This is a genomic window from Streptomyces sp. NWU339 (assembly GCF_003143855.1).
Classification (GTDB): Bacteria; Actinomycetota; Actinomycetes; order Streptomycetales; family Streptomycetaceae; genus Streptomyces.
Genome location: NZ_QFRK01000028.1, coordinates 64,375 through 87,646, shown reverse-complemented (window position 1 = coordinate 87,646; position 23,272 = coordinate 64,375). Strand labels below are relative to the sequence as shown.

Annotated in this window: 22 protein-coding genes and 2 riboswitches; of the genes, 13 read left to right on the top strand and 9 right to left on the bottom strand. The window is 70.8% G+C overall.

The features are described 5' to 3' along the window. Nucleotides 1-4: 4 nt before the first annotated feature. Nucleotides 5-562 carry a glycoside hydrolase family 25 protein gene (locus tag DIZ27_RS27920; protein ID WP_109381226.1) on the bottom strand — a complete coding sequence of 186 codons (558 nt, stop codon included), beginning with the start codon at nucleotides 560-562 and terminating at the stop codon, nucleotides 5-7. 174 nt (nucleotides 563-736) lie between these two features. Continuing rightward, entirely contained in the window at nucleotides 737-1,141 is a 405-nt protein-coding gene (locus DIZ27_RS27915; protein ID WP_109381225.1) for a cold-shock protein, read from the bottom strand. 406 nt (nucleotides 1,142-1,547) lie between these two features. Here DIZ27_RS27915 and DIZ27_RS27910 point away from each other — a divergent pair, with 406 nt between their 5' ends. Then, nucleotides 1,548-2,408 (top strand): SGNH/GDSL hydrolase family protein, encoded by an 861-nt coding sequence (locus DIZ27_RS27910; RefSeq protein ID WP_219933658.1) that lies wholly within the window; start codon nucleotides 1,548-1,550, stop codon nucleotides 2,406-2,408. A gap of 37 nt (nucleotides 2,409-2,445) precedes the next feature. On the opposite strand, the gene DIZ27_RS27905 is transcribed toward DIZ27_RS27910, so the two are convergent. The 4 genes from DIZ27_RS27905 to gcvT all read right to left on the bottom strand — a co-directional run bounded on the left by DIZ27_RS27905 (nucleotide 2,446) and on the right by gcvT (nucleotide 6,993). Continuing rightward, nucleotides 2,446-3,813, bottom strand: a complete 1,368-nt coding sequence (locus DIZ27_RS27905) for an L-serine ammonia-lyase (RefSeq protein ID WP_109381223.1) — start codon at nucleotides 3,811-3,813, stop codon at nucleotides 2,446-2,448. Between the two features lie 186 nt (nucleotides 3,814-3,999). Beyond that, nucleotides 4,000-5,274, bottom strand: a complete 1,275-nt coding sequence (gene glyA / locus DIZ27_RS27900; protein ID WP_109381242.1) for a serine hydroxymethyltransferase — start codon at nucleotides 5,272-5,274, stop codon at nucleotides 4,000-4,002. A gap of 13 nt (nucleotides 5,275-5,287) precedes the next feature. Continuing rightward, the gene (gcvH, locus tag DIZ27_RS27895; protein WP_109381222.1) at nucleotides 5,288-5,665 is read right to left on the bottom strand and encodes a glycine cleavage system protein GcvH; all 378 of its coding nucleotides are present in this window, start codon (nucleotides 5,663-5,665) and stop codon (nucleotides 5,288-5,290) included. A 200-nt stretch (nucleotides 5,666-5,865) separates the two neighbouring features. Then, nucleotides 5,866-6,993, bottom strand: a complete 1,128-nt coding sequence (gcvT, locus tag DIZ27_RS27890) for a glycine cleavage system aminomethyltransferase GcvT (protein WP_109381221.1) — start codon at nucleotides 6,991-6,993, stop codon at nucleotides 5,866-5,868. 189 nt (nucleotides 6,994-7,182) lie between these two features. Then, a riboswitch (glycine riboswitch) is annotated at nucleotides 7,183-7,280 on the bottom strand. A gap of 217 nt (nucleotides 7,281-7,497) precedes the next feature. On the opposite strand from gcvT, the gene DIZ27_RS27885 reads away from it, so the two are divergent. From DIZ27_RS27885 to DIZ27_RS27835, 11 genes are all read left to right on the top strand, one after another. Continuing rightward, nucleotides 7,498-8,163, top strand: a complete 666-nt coding sequence (locus tag DIZ27_RS27885; RefSeq protein WP_109381220.1) for an AAA family ATPase — start codon at nucleotides 7,498-7,500, stop codon at nucleotides 8,161-8,163. An 82-nt stretch (nucleotides 8,164-8,245) separates the two neighbouring features. Then, the gene (locus DIZ27_RS27880; protein WP_109381219.1) at nucleotides 8,246-9,037 is read left to right on the top strand and encodes an enhanced serine sensitivity protein SseB; all 792 of its coding nucleotides are present in this window, start codon (nucleotides 8,246-8,248) and stop codon (nucleotides 9,035-9,037) included. A gap of 181 nt (nucleotides 9,038-9,218) precedes the next feature. Further along, a complete protein-coding gene (locus tag DIZ27_RS27875; protein ID WP_109381241.1) occupies nucleotides 9,219-9,968 on the top strand; it encodes an enhanced serine sensitivity protein SseB C-terminal domain-containing protein in 750 nt (249 codons plus the stop codon). Between the two features lie 418 nt (nucleotides 9,969-10,386). Beyond that, entirely contained in the window at nucleotides 10,387-12,057 is a 1,671-nt protein-coding gene (locus DIZ27_RS27870; RefSeq protein WP_109381218.1) for an ABC transporter substrate-binding protein, read from the top strand. A 117-nt stretch (nucleotides 12,058-12,174) separates the two neighbouring features. Next, nucleotides 12,175-13,179 carry an ABC transporter permease gene (locus DIZ27_RS27865; protein WP_109381217.1) on the top strand — a complete coding sequence of 335 codons (1,005 nt, stop codon included), beginning with the start codon at nucleotides 12,175-12,177 and terminating at the stop codon, nucleotides 13,177-13,179. Nucleotide 13,180: 1 nt separating this feature from the next. Continuing rightward, a complete protein-coding gene (locus DIZ27_RS27860; protein WP_109381216.1) occupies nucleotides 13,181-14,140 on the top strand; it encodes an ABC transporter permease in 960 nt (319 codons plus the stop codon). A gap of 6 nt (nucleotides 14,141-14,146) precedes the next feature. Beyond that, nucleotides 14,147-15,148: an ABC transporter ATP-binding protein gene (locus DIZ27_RS27855; RefSeq protein WP_109381215.1), complete on the top strand. Its 1,002-nt coding sequence runs from the start codon at nucleotides 14,147-14,149 to the stop codon at nucleotides 15,146-15,148. Then, nucleotides 15,145-16,512: an oligopeptide/dipeptide ABC transporter ATP-binding protein gene (locus tag DIZ27_RS27850; protein ID WP_109381214.1), complete on the top strand. Its 1,368-nt coding sequence runs from the start codon at nucleotides 15,145-15,147 to the stop codon at nucleotides 16,510-16,512. Before DIZ27_RS27855 ends, DIZ27_RS27850 begins: the two co-directional genes overlap by 4 nt. 85 nt (nucleotides 16,513-16,597) lie before the next feature. Continuing rightward, nucleotides 16,598-17,257 (top strand): trimeric intracellular cation channel family protein, encoded by a 660-nt coding sequence (locus tag DIZ27_RS27845; RefSeq protein WP_109381240.1) that lies wholly within the window; start codon nucleotides 16,598-16,600, stop codon nucleotides 17,255-17,257. Nucleotides 17,258-17,333: 76 nt separating this feature from the next. Continuing rightward, nucleotides 17,334-18,197 (top strand): thioesterase family protein, encoded by an 864-nt coding sequence (locus DIZ27_RS27840; RefSeq protein WP_109381213.1) that lies wholly within the window; start codon nucleotides 17,334-17,336, stop codon nucleotides 18,195-18,197. A gap of 233 nt (nucleotides 18,198-18,430) precedes the next feature. Next, nucleotides 18,431-19,600 carry a cysteine desulfurase family protein gene (locus DIZ27_RS27835; RefSeq protein ID WP_109381212.1) on the top strand — a complete coding sequence of 390 codons (1,170 nt, stop codon included), beginning with the start codon at nucleotides 18,431-18,433 and terminating at the stop codon, nucleotides 19,598-19,600. 18 nt (nucleotides 19,601-19,618) lie between these two features. After that, nucleotides 19,619-19,792: riboswitch (TPP riboswitch) on the bottom strand. 84 nt (nucleotides 19,793-19,876) lie between these two features. On the opposite strand, the gene DIZ27_RS27830 is transcribed toward DIZ27_RS27835, so the two are convergent. Then, the gene (locus DIZ27_RS27830) at nucleotides 19,877-20,542 is read right to left on the bottom strand and encodes an N-acetylmuramoyl-L-alanine amidase (RefSeq protein ID WP_109381211.1); all 666 of its coding nucleotides are present in this window, start codon (nucleotides 20,540-20,542) and stop codon (nucleotides 19,877-19,879) included. A gap of 59 nt (nucleotides 20,543-20,601) precedes the next feature. Here DIZ27_RS27830 and mnmA point away from each other — a divergent pair, with 59 nt between their 5' ends. After that, nucleotides 20,602-21,744, top strand: coding sequence for a tRNA 2-thiouridine(34) synthase MnmA (mnmA, locus tag DIZ27_RS27825; protein ID WP_109381210.1), 1,143 nt, complete (start codon nucleotides 20,602-20,604; stop codon nucleotides 21,742-21,744). Nucleotides 21,745-22,048: 304 nt separating this feature from the next. Here the strand turns inward: mnmA and DIZ27_RS27820 are convergent, their stop codons facing one another. Beyond that, nucleotides 22,049-22,828, bottom strand: coding sequence for an alpha/beta fold hydrolase (locus DIZ27_RS27820; RefSeq protein ID WP_109381209.1), 780 nt, complete (start codon nucleotides 22,826-22,828; stop codon nucleotides 22,049-22,051). Between the two features lie 80 nt (nucleotides 22,829-22,908). Continuing rightward, nucleotides 22,909-23,232: a DUF427 domain-containing protein gene (locus DIZ27_RS27815; protein ID WP_109381208.1), complete on the bottom strand. Its 324-nt coding sequence runs from the start codon at nucleotides 23,230-23,232 to the stop codon at nucleotides 22,909-22,911. Nucleotides 23,233-23,272 lie beyond the last annotated feature (40 nt).

The following is a 23,272-nucleotide window of genomic DNA, read 5'->3' as shown; positions in this document are numbered from 1 at the left end:
TCCCTCACATGCCGTCGGCCCACTCCTCCAGGGCCGCGCGGTCGGGGAAGTCGGCGACGTTCTTGTCCAGGGGGTCGTCGGTGTACTGGTGGAAGCGCCACTCCGCCTTGATGCGGGGCTTGCCCGCGGTGACGTAGTCGGCGATCCAGAGGCCGTCACCGGTGTAGGAGGTGGTGTCGACGTTGAGCCAGAAGTGCCTGTTCGCGTACAGGATCACCCTGCTGTGCGGCCGTAGTTCCTTCACCTTGCGGATGAAGCGGTCCTTCTCCGCGTTGCTCGCGCGGGTGCCCTCGCCGGTCGTCTCCCAGTCGACGGCGAGGATGTCACCCCGCTGCCCGGGAGCCTCGGAGACGAAGTGCTCCGCCTGCGCGCTCAGGTTGCCCGGCCAGAGGAAGTGGTAGAAGCCGACGACCAGTCCGGCCTCGCGGGCGTTCTCCGTCTGGGCGGAGAGTCTGGGGCTGACATAGGAACGGCCTTCCGTCGCCTTGATGAAGACGAAGGAGAGGCCGTCGGTGTCGAACGACGAGGACTGGTGCGAACTCACATCGATGCCGCGCAGCATGAGGCTCCCTGCGGTGCCGGTGGGGGGAGGGGAGTCGAATGGCTCACTGCCCTCACGGTGGCACGGGGGCCCCGCCTAAGTGGTGGAAACGTCAACTTCTCCCCGTAAGGGGTGACCGGAGGACCGCGACTCCCGCCCCGCCGACAGACCCGCCCCCAGGGGCCTGGGCCGGTCTCAGCCGTCGCACCAGCCGTGGGTCTTGCCGAACTGCAGCAGCCCGCGGCGCGCCTGGAGGATCTGCTCGCCGGTGAGCGTGGGCGCGGCGGACAGCAGGACCTCCGTGACCTCCTGGAGGTACTCCTCGGCGGTGAGCACGTCGCACAGCGAGTCGTCGCCGTCCGGATGCCTGCCCACGGCGGAGGACACCCCGCCGGCTCCCTGGGCCAGCCGTACGCCCGAGGCCTTGAGACCCCGGTCGCCCTCCTCGATCTCGAACTCCACGGCGATCCCGGGACGCAACTGGTGCTCCGGGATCCGTACGTCGTTGACGTGGAGGAAGACGTCCTCCCCGCCGTGCTCGGGAGCGATGAACCCGTAACCCCGCACGGCGTCGAACCGCACCACACGACCAGCAACCATGATTCCAACCCCCAGCAGAACACCGGACCCCATGTGCGGACCCCGTGCCCGAGCCCCGTGTCCGGGCCCCATGTCCGGACCAGAGTCCCAGCGGACAAGAATACGCCGCCGCCCGGCCTGCCGTCAGCTGTGGGCCGGAGCCCTGGACGGGCACACCCGCCGGGAGCGAAGGGAAGCGGTACGCCGAACGGGCAGCGGCCGAACAGGTGAATCTGAGGCGTTGTCCCCCGCCCTGGCCGGCCGACCGGAACCTCCTGCACGGCGGGGAAGCCCGGCGGGCGGTGGTCCGGTGGCGTCTGCTCCGGAGGAACGGGTTCCCGCAGGCCGCCGTGCGGCGGCGCCCCTGCTCGAGCAAGCTCATGGCAAAGCGGGACCACGTCCGCGCATGTGCCGAATGGAGGCGTCCTTGAAAACAGCCCTGCGCCTGGCCCTGGCCACCGTTCTGTCCACCGGGGCCGTGTGGGCCACGGCATCGGTCCCGGCTGCGTCGGCCGCGGCCGAACCACTGCGGTACGTCGCGCTCGGCGATTCCTTCGCGGCCGCACCACTGGTGCCGCCCGTCGACCCGGCCGACCTGAGGTGCCTGCGCTCCCTGGCCGACTATCCCCACATCGCGGCCGAGGCCCTCGGTGCGAAACTCACCGACGTCAGCTGCTCCGGCGCCACCAGCGGCCATCTGAGCACCGCCCAGCACCCGGGAACCGCGCCCCAGTACGAAGCACTCAAGCCCGACACCGACATCGTCAGCATCACCATCGGCGGCAACGACACCGACCTGTTCAACGAGGTGCTGGGCTGCGTCAACATCCTGCCCCAGCCTCACGGCACCAGCTGCGCGGAGAAGAACACCGCCGGCGGCACCGACAAGGTCAGGGCCCGCATCGACGCCTGGGCACCGTCCTTCGCCGCCGTCCTGGACGGCATCGCCCGACGGGCACCGCGTGCCGAGGTCTTCGTCGTCGGCTACGGCGACTACTTCCGCACCGACGGCTGCCACCCCGCCCAGCCCTTCTGGAAGCAGGACGCCAACCACCTCCAAGGCGCGGTCAACCACCTCAACACCGTGCTGAAACAGACGGCCGAAAAGCACCGCGCCGCCTTCGTCGACACCTACACCCCGGGCACCGGACACGACGTCTGCGCCGCCCCCGCCGACCGCTACATCGAGGGCCTGATCCCCACCCGTGCGGCCGCGCCGCTGCATCCCAACGCTTCGGGGGCCCGGGCCGTCGGCGAGGCCCTCGCCGCGGCCGTTCGCGCGACGTAGGCGCCGTCCCGCGGCCTTCGGCTCAGGGCCTGTTCCCTCAGCACTCGATGATGTTGACCGCCAGCCCGCCCCGCGCCGTCTCCTTGTACTTGACGGACATGTCCGCGCCGGTGTCCTTCATCGTCTTGATGACCTTGTCGAGGGACACCTTGTGCGAGCCGTCGCCGCGCAGGGCCATGCGCGCGGCGGTGACCGCCTTCACCGCCGCCATGCCGTTGCGCTCGATGCACGGGATCTGGACGAGGCCGCCGACCGGGTCGCAGGTCAGGCCGAGGTTGTGCTCCATGCCGATCTCCGCGGCGTTCTCGACCTGCTCCGGCGAGCCGCCCATCACCTCGGCGAGGGCGCCCGCCGCCATCGAGCAGGCGGAGCCGACCTCGCCCTGGCAGCCCACCTCGGCGCCGGAGATGGAGGCGTTCTCCTTGAAGAGCATGCCGATCGCGCCGGCCGCGAGCAGGAAGCGGACCACCCCCTCCTCGTCGGCACCGGGGACGAAGTTCATGTAGTAGTGCAGGACGGCGGGGATGATGCCGGCCGCACCGTTGGTCGGGGCGGTGACGACGCGGCCGCCGCCGGCGTTCTCCTCGTTCACGGCCATGGCGTAGAGCGTGATCCACTCCATGGCGAGGGCCTTCGGGTCGCCCTCGGAGCGCAGCTTGCGCGCCGTGTTCGCGGCGCGGCGGCGCACCTTCAGTCCGCCCGGCAGGATGCCCTCGCGGGACATGCCGCGCGCCACGCACGCCTGCATCACCCGCCAGATCTCCAGCAGATCCTGGCGGACCTCCTCCTCGCTCCGCCAGGAGCACTCGTTCTCCAGCATCAGCGCGGAGATGGACAGGCCCGTCTCCCGGGTCAGGCGCAGCAGCTCGTCGCCGGTGCGGAAGGGGTACTTCAGGACCGTGTCGTTGAGCTTGATGCGGTCCGCGCCCACCGCCTCCTCGTCGACGACGAAGCCGCCGCCCACCGAGTAGTACGTCTTCGACAGCACCTCGGCGCCGGACGCGTCGAAGGCCTGGAGGGTCATGCCGTTCGCGTGGTACGGGAGCGCCTTGCGGCGGTGCAGCACCAGGTCGTCGTCGAAGGAGAACGCGATCTCGTGGTCGTCGAGCAGCCGCAGGCGGCCCGATTCCTTGATCTTCTCCACCCGCTCGTCGGCCGTCTCCACGTCCACCGTGCGGGGCGAGTCGCCCTCCAGGCCGAGCAGCACCGCCTTGGGAGTGCCGTGGCCGTGGCCGGTGGCGCCCAGCGAGCCGTACAGCTCCGACCGGACCGAGGCGACCGAGTCCAGCAGGCCCTCGTTGTCCAGCCGCCGGGCGAACATGCGGGCGGCCCGCATCGGGCCGACCGTGTGCGAGCTGGACGGACCGATGCCGATCGAGAAGAGGTCGAAGACCGAGAGGGCCACGGGGGGACTCCTAGGGGTTCGGTGGACGGCGCTGTCCGCCGGGGCAGGGCCGGGAAAGGCCGGGGAAGGGAGATTCGGCACTGGATGCGCGCGGTGCATGGTGCGGGGCACCGTGCCCACCGATCCAGTGTGCGCGATGCCCCGCCCGTACGAACAAAAGCGTACGAAATTGTGAAAACTGCGAAACTACTTCAGACCCGGGTACAGCGGGTACTTCTCGGCGAGCGCGGTCACCCGGGCCCGGAGCGCCTCGACGTCGGCGGCCCCGAAGGGAGAGGACGCCTTGAGCGTCTCGGCGATCACGTCCGCCACCTCGGCGAAGTCCTCGGCCGTGAAGCCGCGGGTGGCCAGGGCGGGCGTGCCGATCCGCAGACCCGAGGTGACCATCGGGGGGCGCGGGTCGTTCGGGATCGCGTTGCGGTTGACGGTGATGCCGACCTCGTGGAGACGGTCCTCGGCCTGCTGCCCGTCCAGCTCGGAGTCGCGCAGGTCGACCAGGACCAGGTGCACGTCCGTGCCGCCGGACAGCACGTCCACGCCCACGGCCTTGACGTCGTCCCTGACCAGGCGCTCGGCCAGGATGCGGGCGCCCTCCAGGGTGCGGCGCTGCCGGTCCTTGAAGTCCTCGGACGCGGCGACCTTGAAGGCGACGGCCTTGGCCGCGATCACGTGCTCCAGCGGGCCGCCCTGCTGGCCGGGGAAGACCGCGGAGTTGATCTTCTTGGCCAGTTCGGCCGTGGAGAGGATCACACCGCCGCGCGGACCACCGAGGGTCTTGTGCGTGGTCGTGGTGACGACGTGGGCGTGCGGGACCGGGTTCGGGTGCAGGCCCGCCGCGACCAGACCGGCGAAGTGCGCCATGTCGACCATGAGGTAGGCGCCGACCTCGTCCGCGATCCGGCGGAACGCGGCGAAGTCCAGCTGACGCGGGTACGCCGACCAGCCGGCGACGATCAGCTTCGGCTTGCTCTCCTTGGCCAGCCGCTCGACCTCGGCCATGTCGACCTGGCCGTCGTCGCCGACGTGGTACGCGACCACGTCGTAGAGCTTGCCGGAGAAGTTGATCTTCATGCCGTGGGTCAGGTGCCCGCCGTGCGCGAGGTTCAGGCCCATGATCGTGTCACCGGGCTTGAGCAGCGCGAACATCGCGGCGGCGTTGGCCTGCGCACCCGAGTGCGGCTGCACGTTCGCGTGCTCGGCGCCGAAGAGTTCCTTGACCCGGTCGATGGCGATCTGCTCGATCACGTCGACGTGCTCACAGCCGCCGTAGTAGCGGCGGCCGGGGTAGCCCTCGGCGTACTTGTTGGTGAGGACCGTGCCCTGGGCCTCCATGACCGCGACCGGGGCGAAGTTCTCCGAGGCGATCATCTCGAGGGTGGACTGCTGACGGTGCAGCTCGGCGTCGACCGCCGCCGCGACGGCCGGGTCGAGCTCGTGCAGCGGGGTGTTCAGAAGCGACATGGTCACGGCCTCCTCAGCCCTGGATGAAGGCGTCGTACTCGGCGGCCGAGAGCAGGTCGGCAGGCTCGTCGCTCACCCGCACCTTGAACAGCCAGCCGTCCTCGAAGGGGGCCGAGTTCACCAGCGACGGGTCGTTCACCACGTCCTCGTTGACCTCGGTGACCTCACCGGTGACCGGGCAGTACAGGTCGCTGACCGACTTGGTCGACTCCAGCTCGCCGCAGGTCTCACCCGCGGTCACGGTGTCGCCGACCCCGGGGAGCTGGACGAACACGATGTCGCCGAGCGCGTTGGCCGCGTGCTCCGTGATGCCGATCGCCGACACGCCGTCCTCGGCGGCCGTCAGCCACTCGTGTTCCTTGCTGTAGCGGAGCTGCTGGGGGTTGCTCATGATCTGGATCCTCCTGTGTGCGAGGGACCGCCGGGATCGACGGCGAAGAAAGGGGGTGAAAGGGGGTGGAGGGGGGAGGGGGCCCGGGGGTCACGGGACCGGCCCGGGGTCGGCTGACGGCGGAAGCGCGGGTGAGCGGGTGCGCCGCGTCCGGCCTCGGCCGGTACGGCCGGACACGCGGCCCACGTCCTACGACGGCGTCACTTCTGCCGCTTGTAGAACGGCAGCGCCACGACCTCGTACGGCTCGTGGTTGCCACGGATGTCCACGCCCACGCCCGGGGTACCCGGCTCCGAGTGCGCCACGTCGACGTACGCCATCGCGATCGGCTTGCCCAGCGTCGGTGCGGGCGCGCCGGAGGTGACCTCGCCGATCACCTCGCCGCCGGCCACCACCGGGTACCCGGCGCGCGGGACCCGGCGGCCCTCGGCGACCAGGCCCACCAGGGCGCGGGGCGGGGTCCGCTCGGCACGGGCGGCGGCCTCGGTCAGGGCGGCACGGCCCACGAAGTCGCCCTCCTTCTCGAACTTCACGACCCGGCCGAACCCGGCGTCGAACGGCGTCAGCGAGGCGCTCAGCTCATTGCCGTACAGCGGCATGCCGGCCTCCAGGCGCAGCGTGTCCCGGCAGGCCAGCCCGCACGGGACCAGCCCCACGCCCTCGCCCGCCCCGGTCAGCGCCTGCCACACCTCGACCGCGTGCTCCGGCGCGACGAACAGCTCGAAGCCGTCCTCGCCGGTGTAGCCGGTACGGGCGATGAGCGCGGGGACGCCGGCGACCGTGCCGGGCAGGCCGGCGTAGTACTTCAGGCCGTCCAGGTCGGCATCGGTGAGGGCCTTGAGGATGCCGGCGGCCTCGGGGCCCTGTACGGCGATCAGCGCGTACGCGTCGCGGTCGTCGCGGACCTCGGCGTCGAAGCCCGCCGACCGCTCCACGAGGGCGTCCAGCACCACCTGGGCGTTGGAGGCGTTGGCGACGACCAGGTACTCGGGGGCCTCGGTCTCACCGAGGCGGTAGACGATCAGGTCGTCCAGGATGCCGCCGTCCTCGCTGCAGATCATGGTGTAGCGGGCGCGGCCGGGCTTGACGGTCCCGATGTTGCCGATCAGGGCGTAGTCCAGGAACCGCGCCGCCTGCGGGCCGGTGACGGTGATCTCGCCCATGTGCGAGAGGTCGAAGAGGCCCGCCTTCGTGCGCACGGCGTTGTGCTCGTCGCGCTCGGAGCCGTAGCGCAGGGGCATGTCCCAGCCGGCGAAGTCGGTCATCGTGGCGCCGAGCGAACGATGCAGGGCGTCGAGCGCTGTCCGGCGGAGTTCGGTACTGCTCATCGGTCGGTCTCCCAGGGCGATGGGGTCCCCGCCGGCCGGGGCCGAGCACGGGGAGGGTGAGGACGTTCCTCCCCATCTGTCATCGGAACCTGAGAGGTTCGCCATGACCGTCCGCGCAGGGGACGTCACGGCTTGCACCTTGGGTGGAGCCGCCGGAAACTCGCACGGCGGCCCGCTTTTCAGATGTGCCTGGCCCGCGCGGTAACGGTGCCTGAGAGATTCAAGGGAGGGACTTGCTCCTTCGGCGCCCCGGCGAAACGTGCCAGGGACTCTCCCGCGCGGATTCAAACGGCCGGTATGCAGTTGGCGCGCTCATCATTGCACGCATCGTGAGGCTTCGGCAGGGGGACCTTTCCTTCGTACGCACAGGGTGTTCAGGCCTGTACGGACGGCTGTGACAGGTCTGTATCGGGAAACGGACGGAATGAAGAGGCTCCGCCGTTACCGTCTCTTTACACTCGACGGGGACGGTGCTCAGGCGCCTGCCCCAGGGGAGGACTCACGGTGAACAGGACCACGGCGTACGCCACCACGGGTGTCGCGCCGCCCGAGCAGCAGGCCCCTTCGGCCCGGGAGGCCCGCGGCGCGCGGCCGTCGCCCGTCGTCCGCGACCTGCGCGGGTGCGCCGGCCGCGGTCCGCACGTCCTGGTCTTCGGCCCCCGCGACCTCGTCGTGGTCACCGGACTGCCCGGCAGCGGCAAATCCACACTGATGCGGCGCGCGGTGCGCGGCACCCGTATCGACTCCCAGGACACCCGCGACCGCTGGGACCGCCGCATGCCGCGCCTCCTGCCGTACGCGGTGTACCGGCCCCTGGTCCGTCTCGACCACTACGCCGGGCTGCGCCGCGCCCTGCGCGCCGGCGAGGGGGTCGTCGTGCACGACTGCGGTACCCACGCCTGGGTGCGCCGCTGGCTGGCCCGCGAGGCCCGCCGCCGGGGCGCGGGGCTGCATCTGCTGCTGCTCGACGTCCCCCCCGGGCAGGCGCTGGACGGGCAGCGTGAGCGCGGCCGCGGCGTCTCCCGGTACGCCTTCCTGCGGCACCGCACCGCCGTCGGCCGGGTGCTGCGGTCCGTGGAGCGCGGCGACCCGCCCGCGGGCTGCGGCTCGGCGGTCCTGATCGACCGGGACGCGGCGAACGCGCTGCACCGCATCGACTTCACGAGCTGACGGCTGCACGGGCTGACGGCCCCGGCGCGGCAGCGGTTAGCCTTTTCAGCCACAGCAGTGGTTCCAGGCAGGCGGTAGGCAGATGGACTTCCCGGCGGGCTTCTCCGCGGACTTCCCGGCACAGACTCACCCCCATCCGCACGGAGGATGGCCCGGCAACGAGTTGGAGGAGGTGCTCTCCGCCTCCCTCGGTGTCCCCTCGGCGGACGGCCGGATCATCGAGGTGCTGGGCAGGAGCTTCGTCTGGGTCCCGCTGCCGAACGGCGGCGGTCCGCACAGCGGCCCGCTGGACCTGCCCACCCTGGAGATCGAGGGGCAGGCGTACGTCCCGGTCTTCAGCTCCGAGGAACAGTTCCGCCAGGTCGTCGGCTCCCCCATGTCGTTCACCGTCGCGCCCGCGGTGGAGTTCGCGCGGGGTCTGCCGCCGCAGGCCGGGATCGCGGTGAACCCCGGCGGCGTGGTCGGCGTCCCGCTGCCGCCGCCCGCCGTGGCCGAACTGTGCCTGGCCGGACGCGGCCCGCTGGACGGTCCGGCGGGCGGCGGCCGGGTCAAGCTGTTCGAGCCCGACTGGCAGGACGACCCGGTGGACTTCCTCGCCGCCGCGGGCGCGGAGTTCGAGTCGATCGGCGTCGTCAGCACCGCCCGCCGCTGCCTCGCCGAGATAGAGACCGCGGACCCGGTGCTGTTCGTCGGGGTCGAACTGTCCCAGTGGGAGGGCGATCTGCGGGTCCTGCCCGGCGACGCCCTGGGCCGCGCGCTGGGCCGCCGGCCGGTGAAGTGGCCCGTCAACCTGGTCCTCCTGGACGTGGCCCAGGACCCGGTCGGCCAATGGATGCGCGACCGCGTCCGCCCGTTCTACCAGCGCGAGGGCTAGAGCCTGTCCGGCGGAGCGAGGGGGAGGCCCCCGTCCGGGGGCTCGCCGGTGCCCGGCGGACGGGCGGAGCCCCCGGGCCGCGGGCGGCTTAAGCTAGGTTCATTGGCTGGGGCGAGGGTGTTGTACGGAGGGGCGATACAAAGTGAGCGCTGGCACCGCGGCGGCCGGGCAGGTCGAGCACATGCTGCGCCAGGTGACCCCCGGGCGTTACGACGCCTATGAGGCGTTGCTTCGCGCGCTCGCGACCCCCTCCTCCGGTCATGTCTGGATGCTGCTGTGGCACGGTCAGGCCGGCTCCCCGGACGCCCAGTACGGGAACATGGAGGTCGGCGGCTTCGGCTACGCGCCCTGCGTGACCTCCGCCCAGGAGCTGTCCGCCAGTGGCTGGAACCGGTCGTACGAGGTCGTCGACGGCCTCGAGGCCGCCCGCGCCCTCTACCCCGACCGCTACGGCCTCTGGCTCAACCCGCACGCCCCCGGCGGCGGCCTCGGCATCCCGTGGCTCGATCTGCGCCGGCTCGCCACCGGCCTCGACCGGCAGCCCGCCGGACCCCTGCGGCTGTCCGAACCCGCCATCGAGATCCCCCAGTTCTACGCCCTGCTCACGCAGAACGCGCACCGTACGCCCGCCGTGCGCGCGTTGCGCCGCGCCTGGGTGCAGCCGGCGCTGGGCGCGCCGTATCTCGCCATCGGGCTGGACGTGTACGACACTTCGCCGCCGGCCGTCGACGCGGTGCGCGCGATGATGCAGCAGTCCATCGGTGCCGTCCCGGACGGGCTCCCGGTGTCGACCGTCGCGATGACCGACGAGCACGACCCGGTCGCCATGTGGCTGCGGGCCAACGCCCGCCCGTTCTACGACCGTGAGGCCCACGGGGCCGTTCCGCCCCCCGTCGCCGGCTCCGGCTACCCGCCCGCGCACCAGCACTGACCGGGCCGTATCCGCCGGAGGCCGGGGCCGTCGTACCCGCCGTTACTGACTCAGCGTGACGGTGTCCACATGGTGGACGCGAGTGCCGGCGGTGAGCGTCCGCGCCCCCGACGAGACTGATGTCACGTCAGTTTTTCGGTCGTATGTGCTCGGCTATGACCAGTTGACCGCCTGTCACCTGCGGTTTCACCCGTTCTTCACGCCGTTCGGCGCTTCCCGGGCGGCTGTTGGGGGAGGCGCCGGATATCTCGGGATGGTCACTTCCCGGCGGAGGGGCGCCTGAAGCGTCCCTTATGTCAACTGTTCAGATCTCAGGTAGGTATCACCGCTATCCGGACTGTTCTCGACTCGCTGTGAACATCTGTAGTGTTCGGCCGGTCAAGATGCATCCACATAGCGGACCCGGAGTGGCCCCAATATGCGCATAACCAAGTCCCGAGCGGCTCGGGCGATCACGGCCGCGGTGGCGGTCGCTCTGATCGCCACGGGCTGCTCCAGCGACCGGGACAGTGACAACAAGAGCGACGGCAAGAAGGACACCTTCGTCTTCGCCGGCGCCGGTGACCCTGGCTCCCTGGACCCTGCCCTCGCCAGCGACGGTGAAACCTTCCGTGTGACGCGGCAGGCGTTCGAGGCTCTCATCGAGCACGAGTCCGGCGGCAGCGAAATGGTCGGCGGTCTCGCCGAGGACTGGTCCAGCAACGACAAGGGCACCGTCTGGACCTTCAACCTCCGCAAGGGCGTGAAGTTCCACGACGGCGAGGCGTTCAACGCCGAGGCCGTCTGCGCCAACTACGACCACTGGTTCAACTGGACGGGCACCTACCAGTCCAGCGCGGTCTCCTACTACTGGCAGACCATCATGGGCGGCTTCGCGAAGAACGAGGACAAGGAGACGCCCGAGGCGAACTACAAGTCCTGCACCGCGAAGGACGAGAACACCGCCGTCATCGAGGTCAAGGAGCCCTCCGCCAACCTCCCCGGCGGCTTCTCCCTCAACGCCCTGGCGATCCACTCGCCGAAGGCGATCGAGGAGTACAAGAAGCAGGACGCCTCCGCCAAGGGCGACGCCATCACGTACCCCAAGTACAGCCAGGAGGCCGGCACGGTCGCCGGTACCGGCCCGTACAAGATCACGAAGTGGAACAAGGGCAACAAGGAAGTTTCCCTCGAGCGCTTCGACGACTACTGGGGCGAGAAGGCGAAGATCAAGAACCTGGTCTTCCGCACGATCTCCGACGAGCAGACGCGCCGCCAGGCGCTCCAGGCCGGTGACATCGACGGCTACGACCTCGTCGCGCCGGCCGACGTCACGACCCTCGAGAAGCAGGGGTACGTCGTCCCGACCCGTGGCGTCTTCAACCTCTTCTACGTGGGCATGAGCCAGGAGGCCAACCCCGCGCTCAAGAAGAAGGAAGTCCGCCAGGCGATCGCGCAGTCGATCGACAAGGAGAACCTGGTCAAGACCCAGCTGCCCGAGGGCGGCAAGGTCGCCGACCAGTTCATGCCCGACACGATCGAGGGCTACTCCAAGGGCGTCAAGCAGTACCCCTTCGACACGGACGCCGCCAAGAAGCTCCTGAAGAAGGCCGGCCAGGAGAAGCTGAAGGTCGACTTCTGCTACCCGACCGAGGTCACCCGCCCGTACATGCCTGCCCCGCAGGACCTGTTCGAGCTGATGAAGGCCGACCTGGAGAAGTCCGGCATCACCGTCACGCCCAAGGCGATGAAGTGGGCCCCGGACTACCTGGACGCCACCGAGTCGGGCTCCTGTGACCTGCACATGCTCGGCTGGACCGGTGACTTCAACGACGGCTTCAACTTCATCGGCACCTGGTTCTCCGGGTACGACAAGCAGTGGGGCTTCAAGGACAAGAAGGTCTTCGACGCCGTGAACGCCGGCTCGAAGCTCGGCAAGCACGACGAGCGCGTCGCCGCGTACACGAAGGCCAACGAGGTCGTCATGGACTACCTGCCGGGTGTCCCGATCTCGTCCTCCCCGCCGGCCATCGCCTTCGGCAAGAACGTGAACCCGCCGAACGTCTCCCCGCTGACGCAGGAAGTCTTCTCCGAGGCCTCCTTCAAGTAAGCGCGTAAGCGGCAGGAAACGAAGAAACGAAAAACGGGGGGTCCGCCCGGCCGCCGCAACTCGGCGGCCGGGCGGGTCCATTCATGTAAGACATCACGCAAGAAAGGGGCATGCGGGGTGCTGCGTCTCGTCGTACGAAGACTGCTCCAGCTCATACCCACGCTGCTCGGCCTGTCGGTACTGCTCTTCCTGTGGCTCGACCGGCTGCCCGGCGGACCCGCCTCAGCGATCCTGGGGGAAAAGGCCACCGAGGCCGAAGTAATCCGCATCAACCGTGCGCTCGGGCTGGACCAGCCCGTCTACGTCCAGTACTGGCGCTTCCTCAAGCGCATCGCCGAACTCGACCTGGGCACCAGCACCCAGACCGGACAGCCGGTATGGGACGAGTTCGTCCTGCGCTTCCCCGCCACCGTGGAGCTGTCCCTCCTCGCGATCCTCATCGCCGTGGCCGTCGGCATCCCGCTCGGTTACTTCGCCGCCCGCAACCGCGGCGGCTGGCTCGACGTCTCCGCGGTCTCCGGCTCGCTCATCGGCATCTGTATCCCGGTCTTCTTCCTCGCCCTGATCCTCAAGAGCGTCTTCGCCGTCCAGCTGGGGCTCTTCCCCGTCTCCGGACGCCTGGAGACCGGCATCGACGCCACGAGCGTGACCGGTTTCGCCGTCCTGGACGGCATCCTCACCGGGGAGTTCGACGCCGCCGGGGACGCGCTCCATCACCTGGTCCTGCCCGCCGTCGCCCTGTCCTCCATCCCGCTCGCGGTCATCGTGCGCATGACCCGCGCCAGCGTTCTCGAGGTGCAGGACGAGGACTACGTCCGCACCGCCGAGGCCAAGGGCCTCAAGCGGAGCGTCGTCCGCGGCCGGCACGTGCTGCGCAACGCGATGCTCCCCGTGGTGACCGCGGTCGGCCTGCTCACGGGCTCCCTGCTGTCCGGCGCGGTCCTGACCGAGTCCGTGTTCGACTTCGGCGGTATCGGCTCCTTCATCCGGACCGCGATCGACGGCCGCGACTACCCCGTGCTCGTCGGGTTCATCATGTTCATCGCGATGGTGTACGTCCTGATCAACCTGCTGGTGGACGTGGCGTACAGCCTCATCGACCCGAGAGTGCGGGTGCACTAGCGTGAGCGTCGCCACCAAGACCGAGAAGATCCAGCGCCTCGCGGAACTGACCGCGACCAAGGAGACCAGCACCGGCGCCAGCCTGTGGCGGGAGGCCTTCCGCCGTCTCAGGCGCAGCAAGATGGCGATCATCGGCGCGGCCGTCATCGCCCTGTTCGTCCTCGTCGCGATCGTCGGGCCCTACCTCACCCCGTACGCCCCGACTGCCCAGACCTGGCGGGGCGAGGTCTTCCCCAACCGGGGTGAGTTCGTCGGCCCGCGCGGCGGGAACTGGTTCGGAATCGACCACCTCGGCCGGGACATGTTCTCCCGCATGCTGGTCGGCGCCCGCCAGACGCTGCTCGTCGGCGTCGTCGCCACGCTCATCGGCCTGACCATCGGCTTCCTGATCGGCGGCCTCTCCGGAGCCGCCGCCACCCTCGGCGGCGACACCGGAAAGCGCATCGACTCCGTCATCATGCGCTTCATCGACATGATGCTGGCGATGCCCTCGCTGCTGCTGGCCGTGTCCATCGCGGCCGTCATGGGCCAGTCGCTGACCACCGTGATGATCGCCGTGGGTGTCGTCCAGATCCCGGTGTTCGCCCGGCTGCTGCGCGGTTCCATGCTGGCGCAGGGCGGCGCGGACTACGTGCTCGCGGCCAAGTCCCTCGGGGTGCGCAAGCGACGCATCGTGGTCTCGCAGATCATCCCCAACTCGCTCAGCCCGGTGATCGTGCAGGCCACGCTCTCCCTGGCCACCGCGATCATCGAGGCGGCCGCCCTGTCCTACCTGGGCCTGGGCAACCCCGACCCGGCCATCCCCGAGTGGGGCGTCATGCTCGCCCAGGCGCAGCGCTTCTTCGACAACGCGCCGATGATGGCGGTCTACCCCGCCGTCGGCATCATCATCACCGCCCTCGGCTTCACCCTCCTCGGCGAGGCCATGCGGGAAGCCCTCGACCCGAAGCTGAGGGGCTGAACCACCATGTCTCTGCTCACTGTCGACGAACTGACCGTCACCTTCGGCGGCCGCGGCCGCAAGGAGTCCCGGGCGGTCGACGGCGTCTCCTTCGAGGTCGACCAGGGCCAGGTCGTGGGCCTGGTCGGTGAGTCCGGCTGCGGAAAGTCCGTCACCTCCCTGGCCCTGATGGGCCTGCTCCCCACCAAGGGCCTCACCATCGGCGGCCGCGCCGAATTCGACGGCACGGACCTGTTCACCATGAACCCGTCCGCCCGTCGCAACCTGCGCGGCAGCGAAATGGCGATGATCTTCCAGGACCCGCTGTCCTCGCTCAACCCGGTCGTTCCGGTCGGCGTGCAGGTCACCGAGATCCTGGAGCGCCACCGCGGGATGAAGGGCGAGGCCGCCCGCAAGGAGGCCGCCCACCTGCTGGACCGGGTCGGCATCCCCGACCCGACCCGGCGGCTCAAGGAGTACCCGCACCAGCTCTCCGGCGGTATGCGCCAGCGCGCGCTGATCGCCATGGCGGTGGCCTGCGCCCCGCGCATGCTCATCGCCGACGAGCCCACCACGGCCCTCGACGTGACCATCCAGGCGCAGATCCTGGAGCTGCTCAAGGAACTCGTGGACCAGGAGGGCACCGCCCTGCTGATGATCACCCACGACCTCGGCGTGGTCGCCGGCCTCTGCGACCAGGTCAACGTGCTCTACGCGGGCAAGGTCGTGGAGTCCGCCGGGCGCCGCGAGCTGTTCGCCCACCCCACCCACCCCTACGCGCACGGACTGCTGGGTTCCATCCCGCGTCTGGACTCGCCCCGGGGAGAGTCCCTCAAGCCCATCCGCGGTTCCATCAACGACCGCATCGCCTGGGCCGACGGCTGCGCCTTCGCGCCCCGCTGCGACCGGTACGAGATGGGCTGCCTGACCGGCACCCCGCAGCTCACCGAGCCGCGCGCCGCCGGTCACCAGGCGCGGTGCGTCAACCCCGTGCTCGACGACGCGAAGGCCGAGGAGGTCCCCGCATGAGCCTGCTCGAACTGGACGGCGTCAAGGTCCACTTCCCCATCAAGAAGGGCGTGCTGTTCGACCGTACGGTCGGCCACGTCTACGCCGTGGACGGGGTGTCCCTGAAGGTCGAGGCCGGCGAGACCTACGGCCTGGTCGGCGAGTCCGGCTGCGGAAAGACCACCCTCGGGCGGTCGGTGCTGCGGCTGGTGGACATCACCGAGGGGTCCGTCGTCCTCGACGGCACCGACCTGGCGAAGCTGCCCGGTGAGGAGATGCGCCGCTTCCGGCGCCGGCTCCAGATGGTCTTCCAGGACCCGCTGGGCTCGCTCAACCCCCGGCAGAACATCGAGTCGATCCTGTCCGAGGGCATGGTCGCCCACGGCATCGGCAAGGACCAGGAGGAGCGCCGGGAGAAGATCAAGTCGATCCTGGACAAGGTCGGCCTGCCCTCCAACGCGCTCGCCCGCTACCCGCACGAGTTCTCCGGCGGCCAGCGCCAGCGCATCGGCATCGCCCGCGCCCTCGTCCTCGAACCGGACGTGATCATCTGCGACGAGCCGGTCTCCGCGCTCGACGTGTCGGTCCAGGCCCAGGTCATCAACCTGCTGGAGGACCTCCAGGAGGAACTCGGCCTGACCTACCTGGTGATCGCCCACGACCTCGCGGTGGTCCGGCACATCTCCGACACGATCGGCGTGATGTACCTGGGTTCGCTGGTCGAGGAGGCACCGAGCGACGCGCTGTACGCCGAGCCCAAGCACCCGTACACCAAGGCCCTGATGTCGGCGGTGCCGGTGCCGGACCCGGAGGTGGAGGACAAGCGCGAGCGCATCCTGCTCACCGGTGACCTGCCCTCCCCGGCGAACCCGCCCAGCGGCTGCCGCTTCCACACCCGCTGCCCCTGGGCCCAGGCCGAGCGGTGCGCGACCGAACGGCCGGAACTGAAGGACGTCGGCGGCGGCCACCGGGTGGCCTGCCACTACACCGCCGAGATCGCGGCCGGGACGCTGAAGCGGAGCCAGGGCGAGGTGGTGTCGGCGACCCGCGAGGGCGTCGAGGACGCCCCGCCGTCGGTGGGTTCCGATGACGTGACGGTGCCGGAGCAGTCCGGGGAGCCGGTGAAGGAGAGCGCGGCGGAGAAGCCCGAGACCTCGCCGGAGAAGGCCGAGCCGGAGTCCGCGGAGGAGCCCGAGCTCGAGTCCGCGGAGAAGGCCGAGACCTCGCCGGAGAAGCCCGAGACCTCGGCGGAGAAGCCCGAGCCGGAGTCCGCGGAGGAGAACGAGTCCGCGGAGGAGGCCGAGCCCGAGTCCGCGGAGAAGGCGTCCGCGGAGGAGCCGGAGGCCCCCGCGGAGGAGAAGGGCGCTGCGAAGAAGGCCGTTTAGCCTCTGCCGCGCGTTCGCCGGTGTGCACCGAACCCCTCGCCTTGGTTTGTAAGGCGAGGGGTTCTTGCTGAGTCAGAATATGAGGGTGCTCCAGCAACTCTTCAGCCCGTCCCTCCTGCACGCGCTCGACCTGATCGGCATCTTCGTCTTCGCGATCTCGGGCGCCCTGCTGGCCGTTCGCAAGAACCTCGATGTCTTTGGCATCGCGGTCCTCGCGGAGGCCACCGCCCTCGGCGGCGGACTCTTCCGTGATGTGGTCATCGGCGCCGTGCCGCCCGCCGCCTTCACGGACCTGGGATACTTCGTCACCCCGCTGCTCGCCGTGGCGCTGGTGTTCTTCCTGCATCCGCACGTGGAGCGCATCCAGAACGCCATCAGCTTCTTCGACGCCGCCGGGCTCGGTCTGTTCTGCGTCGTCGGCACCGCCAAGGCGTACGACTACGGGCTCAGCGCGACCTCCTCCGCCTGCCTCGGCCTGGCCACCGCGGTGGGCGGCGGCGTGGTGCGGGACGTGCTCGCCAACGAGGTGCCCTCGCTGCTGCGCTGGGACCGTGATCTCTATGCGGTACCGGCGATGGTCGGCGCGACCATGGCGGCGCTGTGCCTCCGCTTCGACGCGCTGAACGCGTTCACCAGCACCCTTGCCGTGCTCACGGCGTTCACGCTGCGACTGCTGGCGCTGCGGTACCACTGGCGGGCGCCCCGCGCGTGGCAGCGGCGCTCGACGGCCCGCGAGGAGGAGTAGGACGGGCCGGTGCGGGAGAGGGGGAGGACGTTCGACAAAGCTACCGCTTAGTAGCTATTTCTTGTACTCTTCATCCATGCCAGAAGCAGCCTCCGCCCAGGTCGCGACCCGGGCCACCGTCGGTGACAGCGAGTTCGACCGCGACACCGCGGTGGCGCTCCGCGCGCCGGGCGTCTACGACGTCGACCTCTCCGTCGGCTGGACGATCATCAACGCCGTCAACGGCGGCTATCTGCTGGCCGTCCTGGGCCGCGCCCTCGCCGACGCCCTGCCGCACCCGGACCCGTTCACCATCTCCGCGCACTACCTGACCGCCTCCCGGCCGGGCCCGGCGGTCGTCCGCACCGAGACCGTGCGCACCGGGCGCACCCTGTCGACCGGTCAGGCGTCCCTCCTCCAGTACGACGACGAGGGCCGCGAGGTCGAACGCATCCGCGTACTGGCCTCCTACGGCGACCTGGACACCCTCCCCGACGACGTCCGTACGACGGCCCGGCCGCCCGCGCTACCGCCCATGGAGCAGTGCTTCGGCCCCGAGGACGGTCCGACCCCCGTCGACGGCAGCTCCGCCATCACCGAGCGGCTGATGCTCAAGCTCGACCCGTCGACCCTCGGCTGGGCCCTCGGTCAGCCCTCCGGCAAGGGGGAGATGCGGGCCTGGTTCGGGCTCGCCGACGGCCGGGACGCCGACCCGTTCTCCCTGCTGCTCGCGGTGGACGCGCTGCCGCCCACCGCCTTCGAGCTCGGGCTCACCGGCTGGGTCCCCACGGTCGAGCTGACGGCGCACGTCCGTTCCCGTCCGGCGCCCGGCCCGCTGCGGGTGTCGATCACCACCCGCAACCTCGCCGGCGGCTTCCTGGAGGAGGACGCCGAGGTCTGGGACAGCGCGGACCGGCTGGTGGCCCAGTCCCGCCAGCTTGCCCGCGTACGGCTGCCCTGAGGGGCCCGGCAGGCACCGCGCCGGGGCTGCCGGGCCCGCTTGTCCTCAACTCATCGATTCATCGATGTCGCCCTCGGCCCCGGCGGCGCGGATCTGCCGGCCCGGTCGGTGTTCCCGCAGGTGAGCGACGCCGTTTCGTGGAGCCTCTGAGCCGGAGCGCTCGAACCGGCGTCGTTTCCCGGCCGACCGCGCCCCCGGGTCCGCCGGACAAGGCCCGTAGAATCGGGCTCACCATGACATACCTCGACCACGCCGCGACCACCCCGATGCTTCCCGAGGCAGTCGAGGCACTCACCGCGCACCTGGGCGTCACCGGCAACGCCTCCTCCCTGCACGCGGCCGGCCGGCGCGCCCGCCGGAGCGTCGAGGAGGCCCGCGAAACCCTCGCCGAAGCCCTCGGCGCCCGCCCCAGCGAGGTGGTGCTCACCTCCGGCGGGACCGAGGCCGACAACCTCGCGGTGAAGGGCCTGTACTGGGCCCGCCGTGACGCGGAGCCGGCCCGCACCCGTGTCCTCGCGAGCCCCGTCGAGCACCACGCCGTCCTCGACGCCGTGCACTGGCTCGGCGAGCACGAGGGCGCCACCGTCGAGTACCTGCCGGTCGACCCCTACGGCCGGGTCCACCCGGACGCGCTGCGCGAGGCGATCGCCCGCAACCCCGACGACGTGGCCCTGGCCACCGTGATGTGGGCGAACAACGAGATCGGCACGCTGCTGCCGATGCATGAACTCGCCGAGGTCGCCGCTGAGTTCGGCGTTCCGCTGCACTCCGACGCGGTCCAGGCCTTCGGCCAGGTGCCCGTGGACTTCGCCTCCTCGGGGCTCGCCGCGATGACCGTGTCCGGCCACAAGATCGGCGGCCCGTACGGCATCGGGGCGCTGGTCCTGGGTCGCGAGCACACCCCCGTACCGGTGCTGCACGGAGGCGGACAGGAGCGCCACGTGCGCTCCGGCACGCTCGACGTGCCCGCGGTCGCCTCCTTCGCGGTGGCCGGCCGACTGGCCGCCGAGCAGCAGGAGTGGTTCGCCCGCGAGATCGGAGCCCTCCGCGACGACCTGGTCGCCGCGGTCCGCGAGGCCGTCCCGAACGCCATCCTCGGCGGCGACCCCTCGCCCGGGGGGCGGCTCCCGGCCAACGCCCATTTCACGTTCCCCGGCTGCGAGGGCGACTCCCTGCTGCTCCTGCTCGACGCCCAGGGCATCGAGTGCTCCACCGGTTCCGCCTGCACGGCGGGCATCGCCCAGCCCAGCCACGTCCTCCTGGCCACCGGCACCGACCCGGACCTGGCCCGCGGCACCCTCCGCTTCTCCCTCGGCCACACCTCCACCCGGGCCGACGTCGAAGCCCTGGCCAAGACCATCGGCCCGGCGGTGGAACGGGCCCGGGCGGCGGGGCTGACCTAGCTCCCCCGGGCACGACAACGACCTACGAGGCGGGTTCCCTTCGCCGGTATGACCCGGATCAGGTGACTAGGGGTCGCCTTCCGGTCCTGGGACCTTCCGGCCTCTCAGCCCGACCGTCGATGTCGGCACCAGCGGAAGCCGCAACCTCACGCTGAAGTCGGCTACTCCGGTCGAACTCCCTCACTCGTCTCGTAGGCCTGTTCTCATAATAGGACGTCCTCCGCTGGAGGGAAGAGTCCGGATTGAGATTTTTTATCCTTTTTTCGGGCGGCGGGGTCAGGCCGTCGCCGTGCGCGCCTGACGTACGAGCTTCATGTAGCGGTCCCAGTCCCAGTGCGGGCCCGGGTCGGTGTGATCCGTCCCCGGCACCTCGATGTGGCCGATGATGTGCTTCCGGTCGACGGGTATGTCGTAGCGCGCGCAGATCCGGGCCGTGAGCCGGGCCGAGGCCTCGTACATCTCGTCCGTGAGGTCCTGCGGCCGGTCCATGAACCCCTCGTGCTCGATGCCGATGCTGCGCTCGTTGTAGTCGCGGTTTCCCGCGTGGTACGCCACGTCGAGCTCGCGGATCATCTGGGTGATCCGCCCGTCCTGTCCGACGATGTAGTGCGTGGCCGCCCGGTGCCCGGGGTCCTGGAACGCCCGCACCGCGCTGTCGAAGCTGCCCTGGGTGACATGGACGATCACCATGCCGATGCCGTAGTCGTCGGGCCGGTCCGCGCGCCGCCAGTTGGCGTCCGAGGCCGCGACCCAGCGGGCGCCCGAGAAGTCGACCACGCCCGGCTCGCGCGGCTTCTCGACCCCGGGCACGCGCCACCACAGGCGGCCCAACTCGTCCCGCGCCAGCACGGCGGTGCCCGCGGCGGCCGCCACCCCGCCGACGATCAGGGCGCGCCGCCCGATGCGCCGGTCGCCGTCCTTGGAAGCTCTTCTCTCCCCCATGCCGGCAACAACGGATATCCGGTGGCCCCGGTTCCCGTGCCCCGTACCCTGGAGGGGTTATGACTGAGATCCCGCAGCCCTCCCGCTCCCGCCCCCTCCGGGTACTGGCCGCCATGTCCGGCGGAGTCGACTCCGCCGTGGCCGCCGCCCGTGCCGCCGAAGCGGGACACGACGTGACCGGCGTCCACCTCGCGCTCTCCGCGAACCCCCAATCCTTCCGCACGGGCGCGCGGGGCTGTTGCACCATCGAGGACTCGCGCGACGCCCGCCGCGCCGCCGACGTGATCGGCATCCCGTTCTACGTGTGGGACCTCGCCGACCGCTTCCGTGAGGACGTGGTGGAGGACTTCGTCGCCGAGTACGAGGCGGGCCGCACCCCCAACCCGTGCCTGCGCTGCAACGAGAAGATCAAGTTCGCCGCGCTGCTGGACAAGGCACTGGCCCTCGGTTTCGACGCCGTGGCCACCGGCCACTACGCGCGCGTGGTCACCCTGTCCGACGGCACGCGAGAGCTGCACCGCGCCTCCGACATGGCCAAGGACCAGTCGTACGTCCTGGGCGTGCTGGACGACCGGCAGCTCGCCCACGCCATGTTCCCGCTCGGCGACACGGTCACCACCAAGGAGGAGATCCGCGCGGAGGCCGAGCGGCGTGGACTCGCGGTCGCCAAGAAGCCCGACTCGCACGACATCTGCTTCATCGCCGACGGCGACACCCAGGGCTTCCTCGCGAACCGCCTGGGCCGGGCCGAGGGCGACATCGTCGACGAGTCCGGCGCCAAGCTCGGCACGCACGAGGGCGCGTACGGCTTCACCATCGGCCAGCGCAAGGGCCTGCGGATCGGCACCCCCGCCCCCGACGGCAAGCCCCGCTACGTCCTCGACATCTCCCCGGTGACCAACACCGTCACCGTCGGCCCCGCGGACGCCCTCGACGTCGGCGCCCTCACCGCGATCAACCCCCGCTGGTGCGGCACCGCCCCGACCGGCCCCGGCACCTACACCGCCCAGCTCCGCGCCCACGGCGACGAGACCGAGGTCACCGCCGAACTCGTCGACGGCACCCTGGAGGTGTCGTTCACGGAGCCGGTGCGCGGCGTCGCCCCCGGCCAGGCCATCGTCCTCTACGCGGGCACCCGCGTCGTCGGCTCCGCCACCATCGCCACCACGTCCCGCACGACGAAGACCCCCACGAGGGTCTGACCCCGGGGCGTCCGACGGGGGCGGCACGGTGAGCTCGCCGAAAACCGCGAGCAGTCGGCGGCCGACTGTCGCTTCCGGACGAAGAGCGGGGGCGGGGGCTGCTGATTCTGGATCTGCCGGCCGATGACCGGGGCGGATGCGGGGCCGGGGAGACGCTGTTCGGGGCGGGCGGCAAGAGCCCCTGGCTCGAGTTGGTGCTCGGCGGGGGTGATCCTCCGTCAGGAGGCTGTGCGGCAGACGGTGCCGGGCCCCGGCCGCCCGGGCTGCCCGTGCTCGCCGCCTGACGGCAGTGCCGTTCGGGGCCTCAGCGGGCGAAGAAGTCCGCCAGGACCGGGGCCAGGACGTCCGGTTCGACCATGTGGGTCTGGCCGGCCAGGGTGCGGCAGGTGCCCTGGGGTGCGGCGTCCGCGATGGCCCGGGCGGCCTCGCGCATCCAGGCCGGGCTCGCGTCGCCCGCGATGGACAGCACCGGTACGGGGATCGACGCCAGCAGTTTCACGGGGACACCGCCGTCACCCATGACGGCGTCGTCGTGGGCGAGGCTCGGCGCCATCGACTCCATGCCGGCCCACATGGGGGACTGCCGGGCGCTCTGGATCACCGCCTCGCCGAGCCCGGTGAGACGGAGGAAGAGCTCCACCGCGTCCCCGCGGCGCCCCTCGGCGAGTGCCTGCGTCAGGCGCTCGGTGTATTGCGCACGCTCGCGCAGGTCCTCCTCGGACATCGCGTACGGCGTCTCGTACACGGCGACATGCCGCACCGGCAGCCCGCCCGCCGCCGCGCGCAGCGCCAGCGCGCCGCCCGAGGAGACGCCGTACAGCGACGCCTCCCCGCCCGTCGCCGCGATCAGCGCCGCCAGGTCCTCGACCTCGCGTTCCACCGCGTACGGCAGGGTGTCCCCACTCGCGCCGCGGCCCCGGCGGTCGTAGACGACGACCCGGAACCGCTCCGAGAGGGGTGCGGCGAGCGGCGCCACCGTGGCGCCCGTCGACATCGCGCCGCTGACGAGGACGACCACGGAGCCCCGTCCGGCGCTCTCGTGGGCGATGAGGGTGCCGTCACGCGAAACGATGTTCTTGTCCATATCCCCGCAGACTGCCGCACCGCGGCCCGATCATGGGTGAGGCGGGCCGCGCGTCCGTCGATCGCAACCCTTCTATCCGATCATCGGACTTCCACGTCGTAGAAACACAGGTGGTCCTTGATGTCGCCGACGGCGGGCTTCGGGTCCGGGTAGGCCCAGACGAGATCGGCCGCGTCCGGGCGCGACCAGTAGGACGCGGTGCCCTTGAAGGGGCAGTGGGTGTGGGTCCCGGACGGGGTCAACAGGTCGAGCCGTACGTCCTCGGGCGGGATGTAGTACCGGGCGGGACAACCCGTCTCGCGCAGCACCAGTGCCCGGTCGCTCTCGGCCAGGACCTCCCCGCCGTGCACCACGCGCACGTGTCGGTCGCTCCGCTCGACGGTGATGCGGTGTCCACTGGTCACGGTCCGCGCTCCTCTCGGGTGGCCGGGTCGACGGATACAG

What these genes read in the sequence shown, in the direction of transcription:
- DIZ27_RS27920 (WP_109381226.1), bottom strand. Translation starts at nt 562, where the DNA reads ATGCTGCGCGGCATCGATGTGAGTTCGCACCAGTCCTCGTCGTTCGAC.
- DIZ27_RS27915 (WP_109381225.1), bottom strand. Translation starts at nt 1,141, where the DNA reads ATGGTTGCTGGTCGTGTGGTGCGGTTCGACGCCGTGCGGGGTTACGGG.
- glyA (WP_109381242.1), bottom strand. Translation starts at nt 5,274, where the DNA reads ATGTCGCTTCTGAACACCCCGCTGCACGAGCTCGACCCGGCCGTCGCG.
- gcvH (WP_109381222.1), bottom strand. Translation starts at nt 5,665, where the DNA reads ATGAGCAACCCCCAGCAGCTCCGCTACAGCAAGGAACACGAGTGGCTG.
- gcvT (WP_109381221.1), bottom strand. Translation starts at nt 6,993, where the DNA reads ATGAGCAGTACCGAACTCCGCCGGACAGCGCTCGACGCCCTGCATCGT.
- DIZ27_RS27880 (WP_109381219.1), top strand. Translation starts at nt 8,246, where the DNA reads ATGGACTTCCCGGCGGGCTTCTCCGCGGACTTCCCGGCACAGACTCAC.
- DIZ27_RS27875 (WP_109381241.1), top strand. Translation starts at nt 9,219, where the DNA reads ATGCTGCGCCAGGTGACCCCCGGGCGTTACGACGCCTATGAGGCGTTG.
- DIZ27_RS27870 (WP_109381218.1), top strand. Translation starts at nt 10,387, where the DNA reads ATGCGCATAACCAAGTCCCGAGCGGCTCGGGCGATCACGGCCGCGGTG.
- DIZ27_RS27855 (WP_109381215.1), top strand. Translation starts at nt 14,147, where the DNA reads ATGTCTCTGCTCACTGTCGACGAACTGACCGTCACCTTCGGCGGCCGC.
- DIZ27_RS27850 (WP_109381214.1), top strand. Translation starts at nt 15,145, where the DNA reads ATGAGCCTGCTCGAACTGGACGGCGTCAAGGTCCACTTCCCCATCAAG.
- DIZ27_RS27840 (WP_109381213.1), top strand. Translation starts at nt 17,334, where the DNA reads ATGCCAGAAGCAGCCTCCGCCCAGGTCGCGACCCGGGCCACCGTCGGT.
- DIZ27_RS27835 (WP_109381212.1), top strand. Translation starts at nt 18,431, where the DNA reads ATGACATACCTCGACCACGCCGCGACCACCCCGATGCTTCCCGAGGCA.
- DIZ27_RS27830 (WP_109381211.1), bottom strand. Translation starts at nt 20,542, where the DNA reads ATGGGGGAGAGAAGAGCTTCCAAGGACGGCGACCGGCGCATCGGGCGG.
- mnmA (WP_109381210.1), top strand. Translation starts at nt 20,602, where the DNA reads ATGACTGAGATCCCGCAGCCCTCCCGCTCCCGCCCCCTCCGGGTACTG.
- DIZ27_RS27820 (WP_109381209.1), bottom strand. Translation starts at nt 22,828, where the DNA reads ATGGACAAGAACATCGTTTCGCGTGACGGCACCCTCATCGCCCACGAG.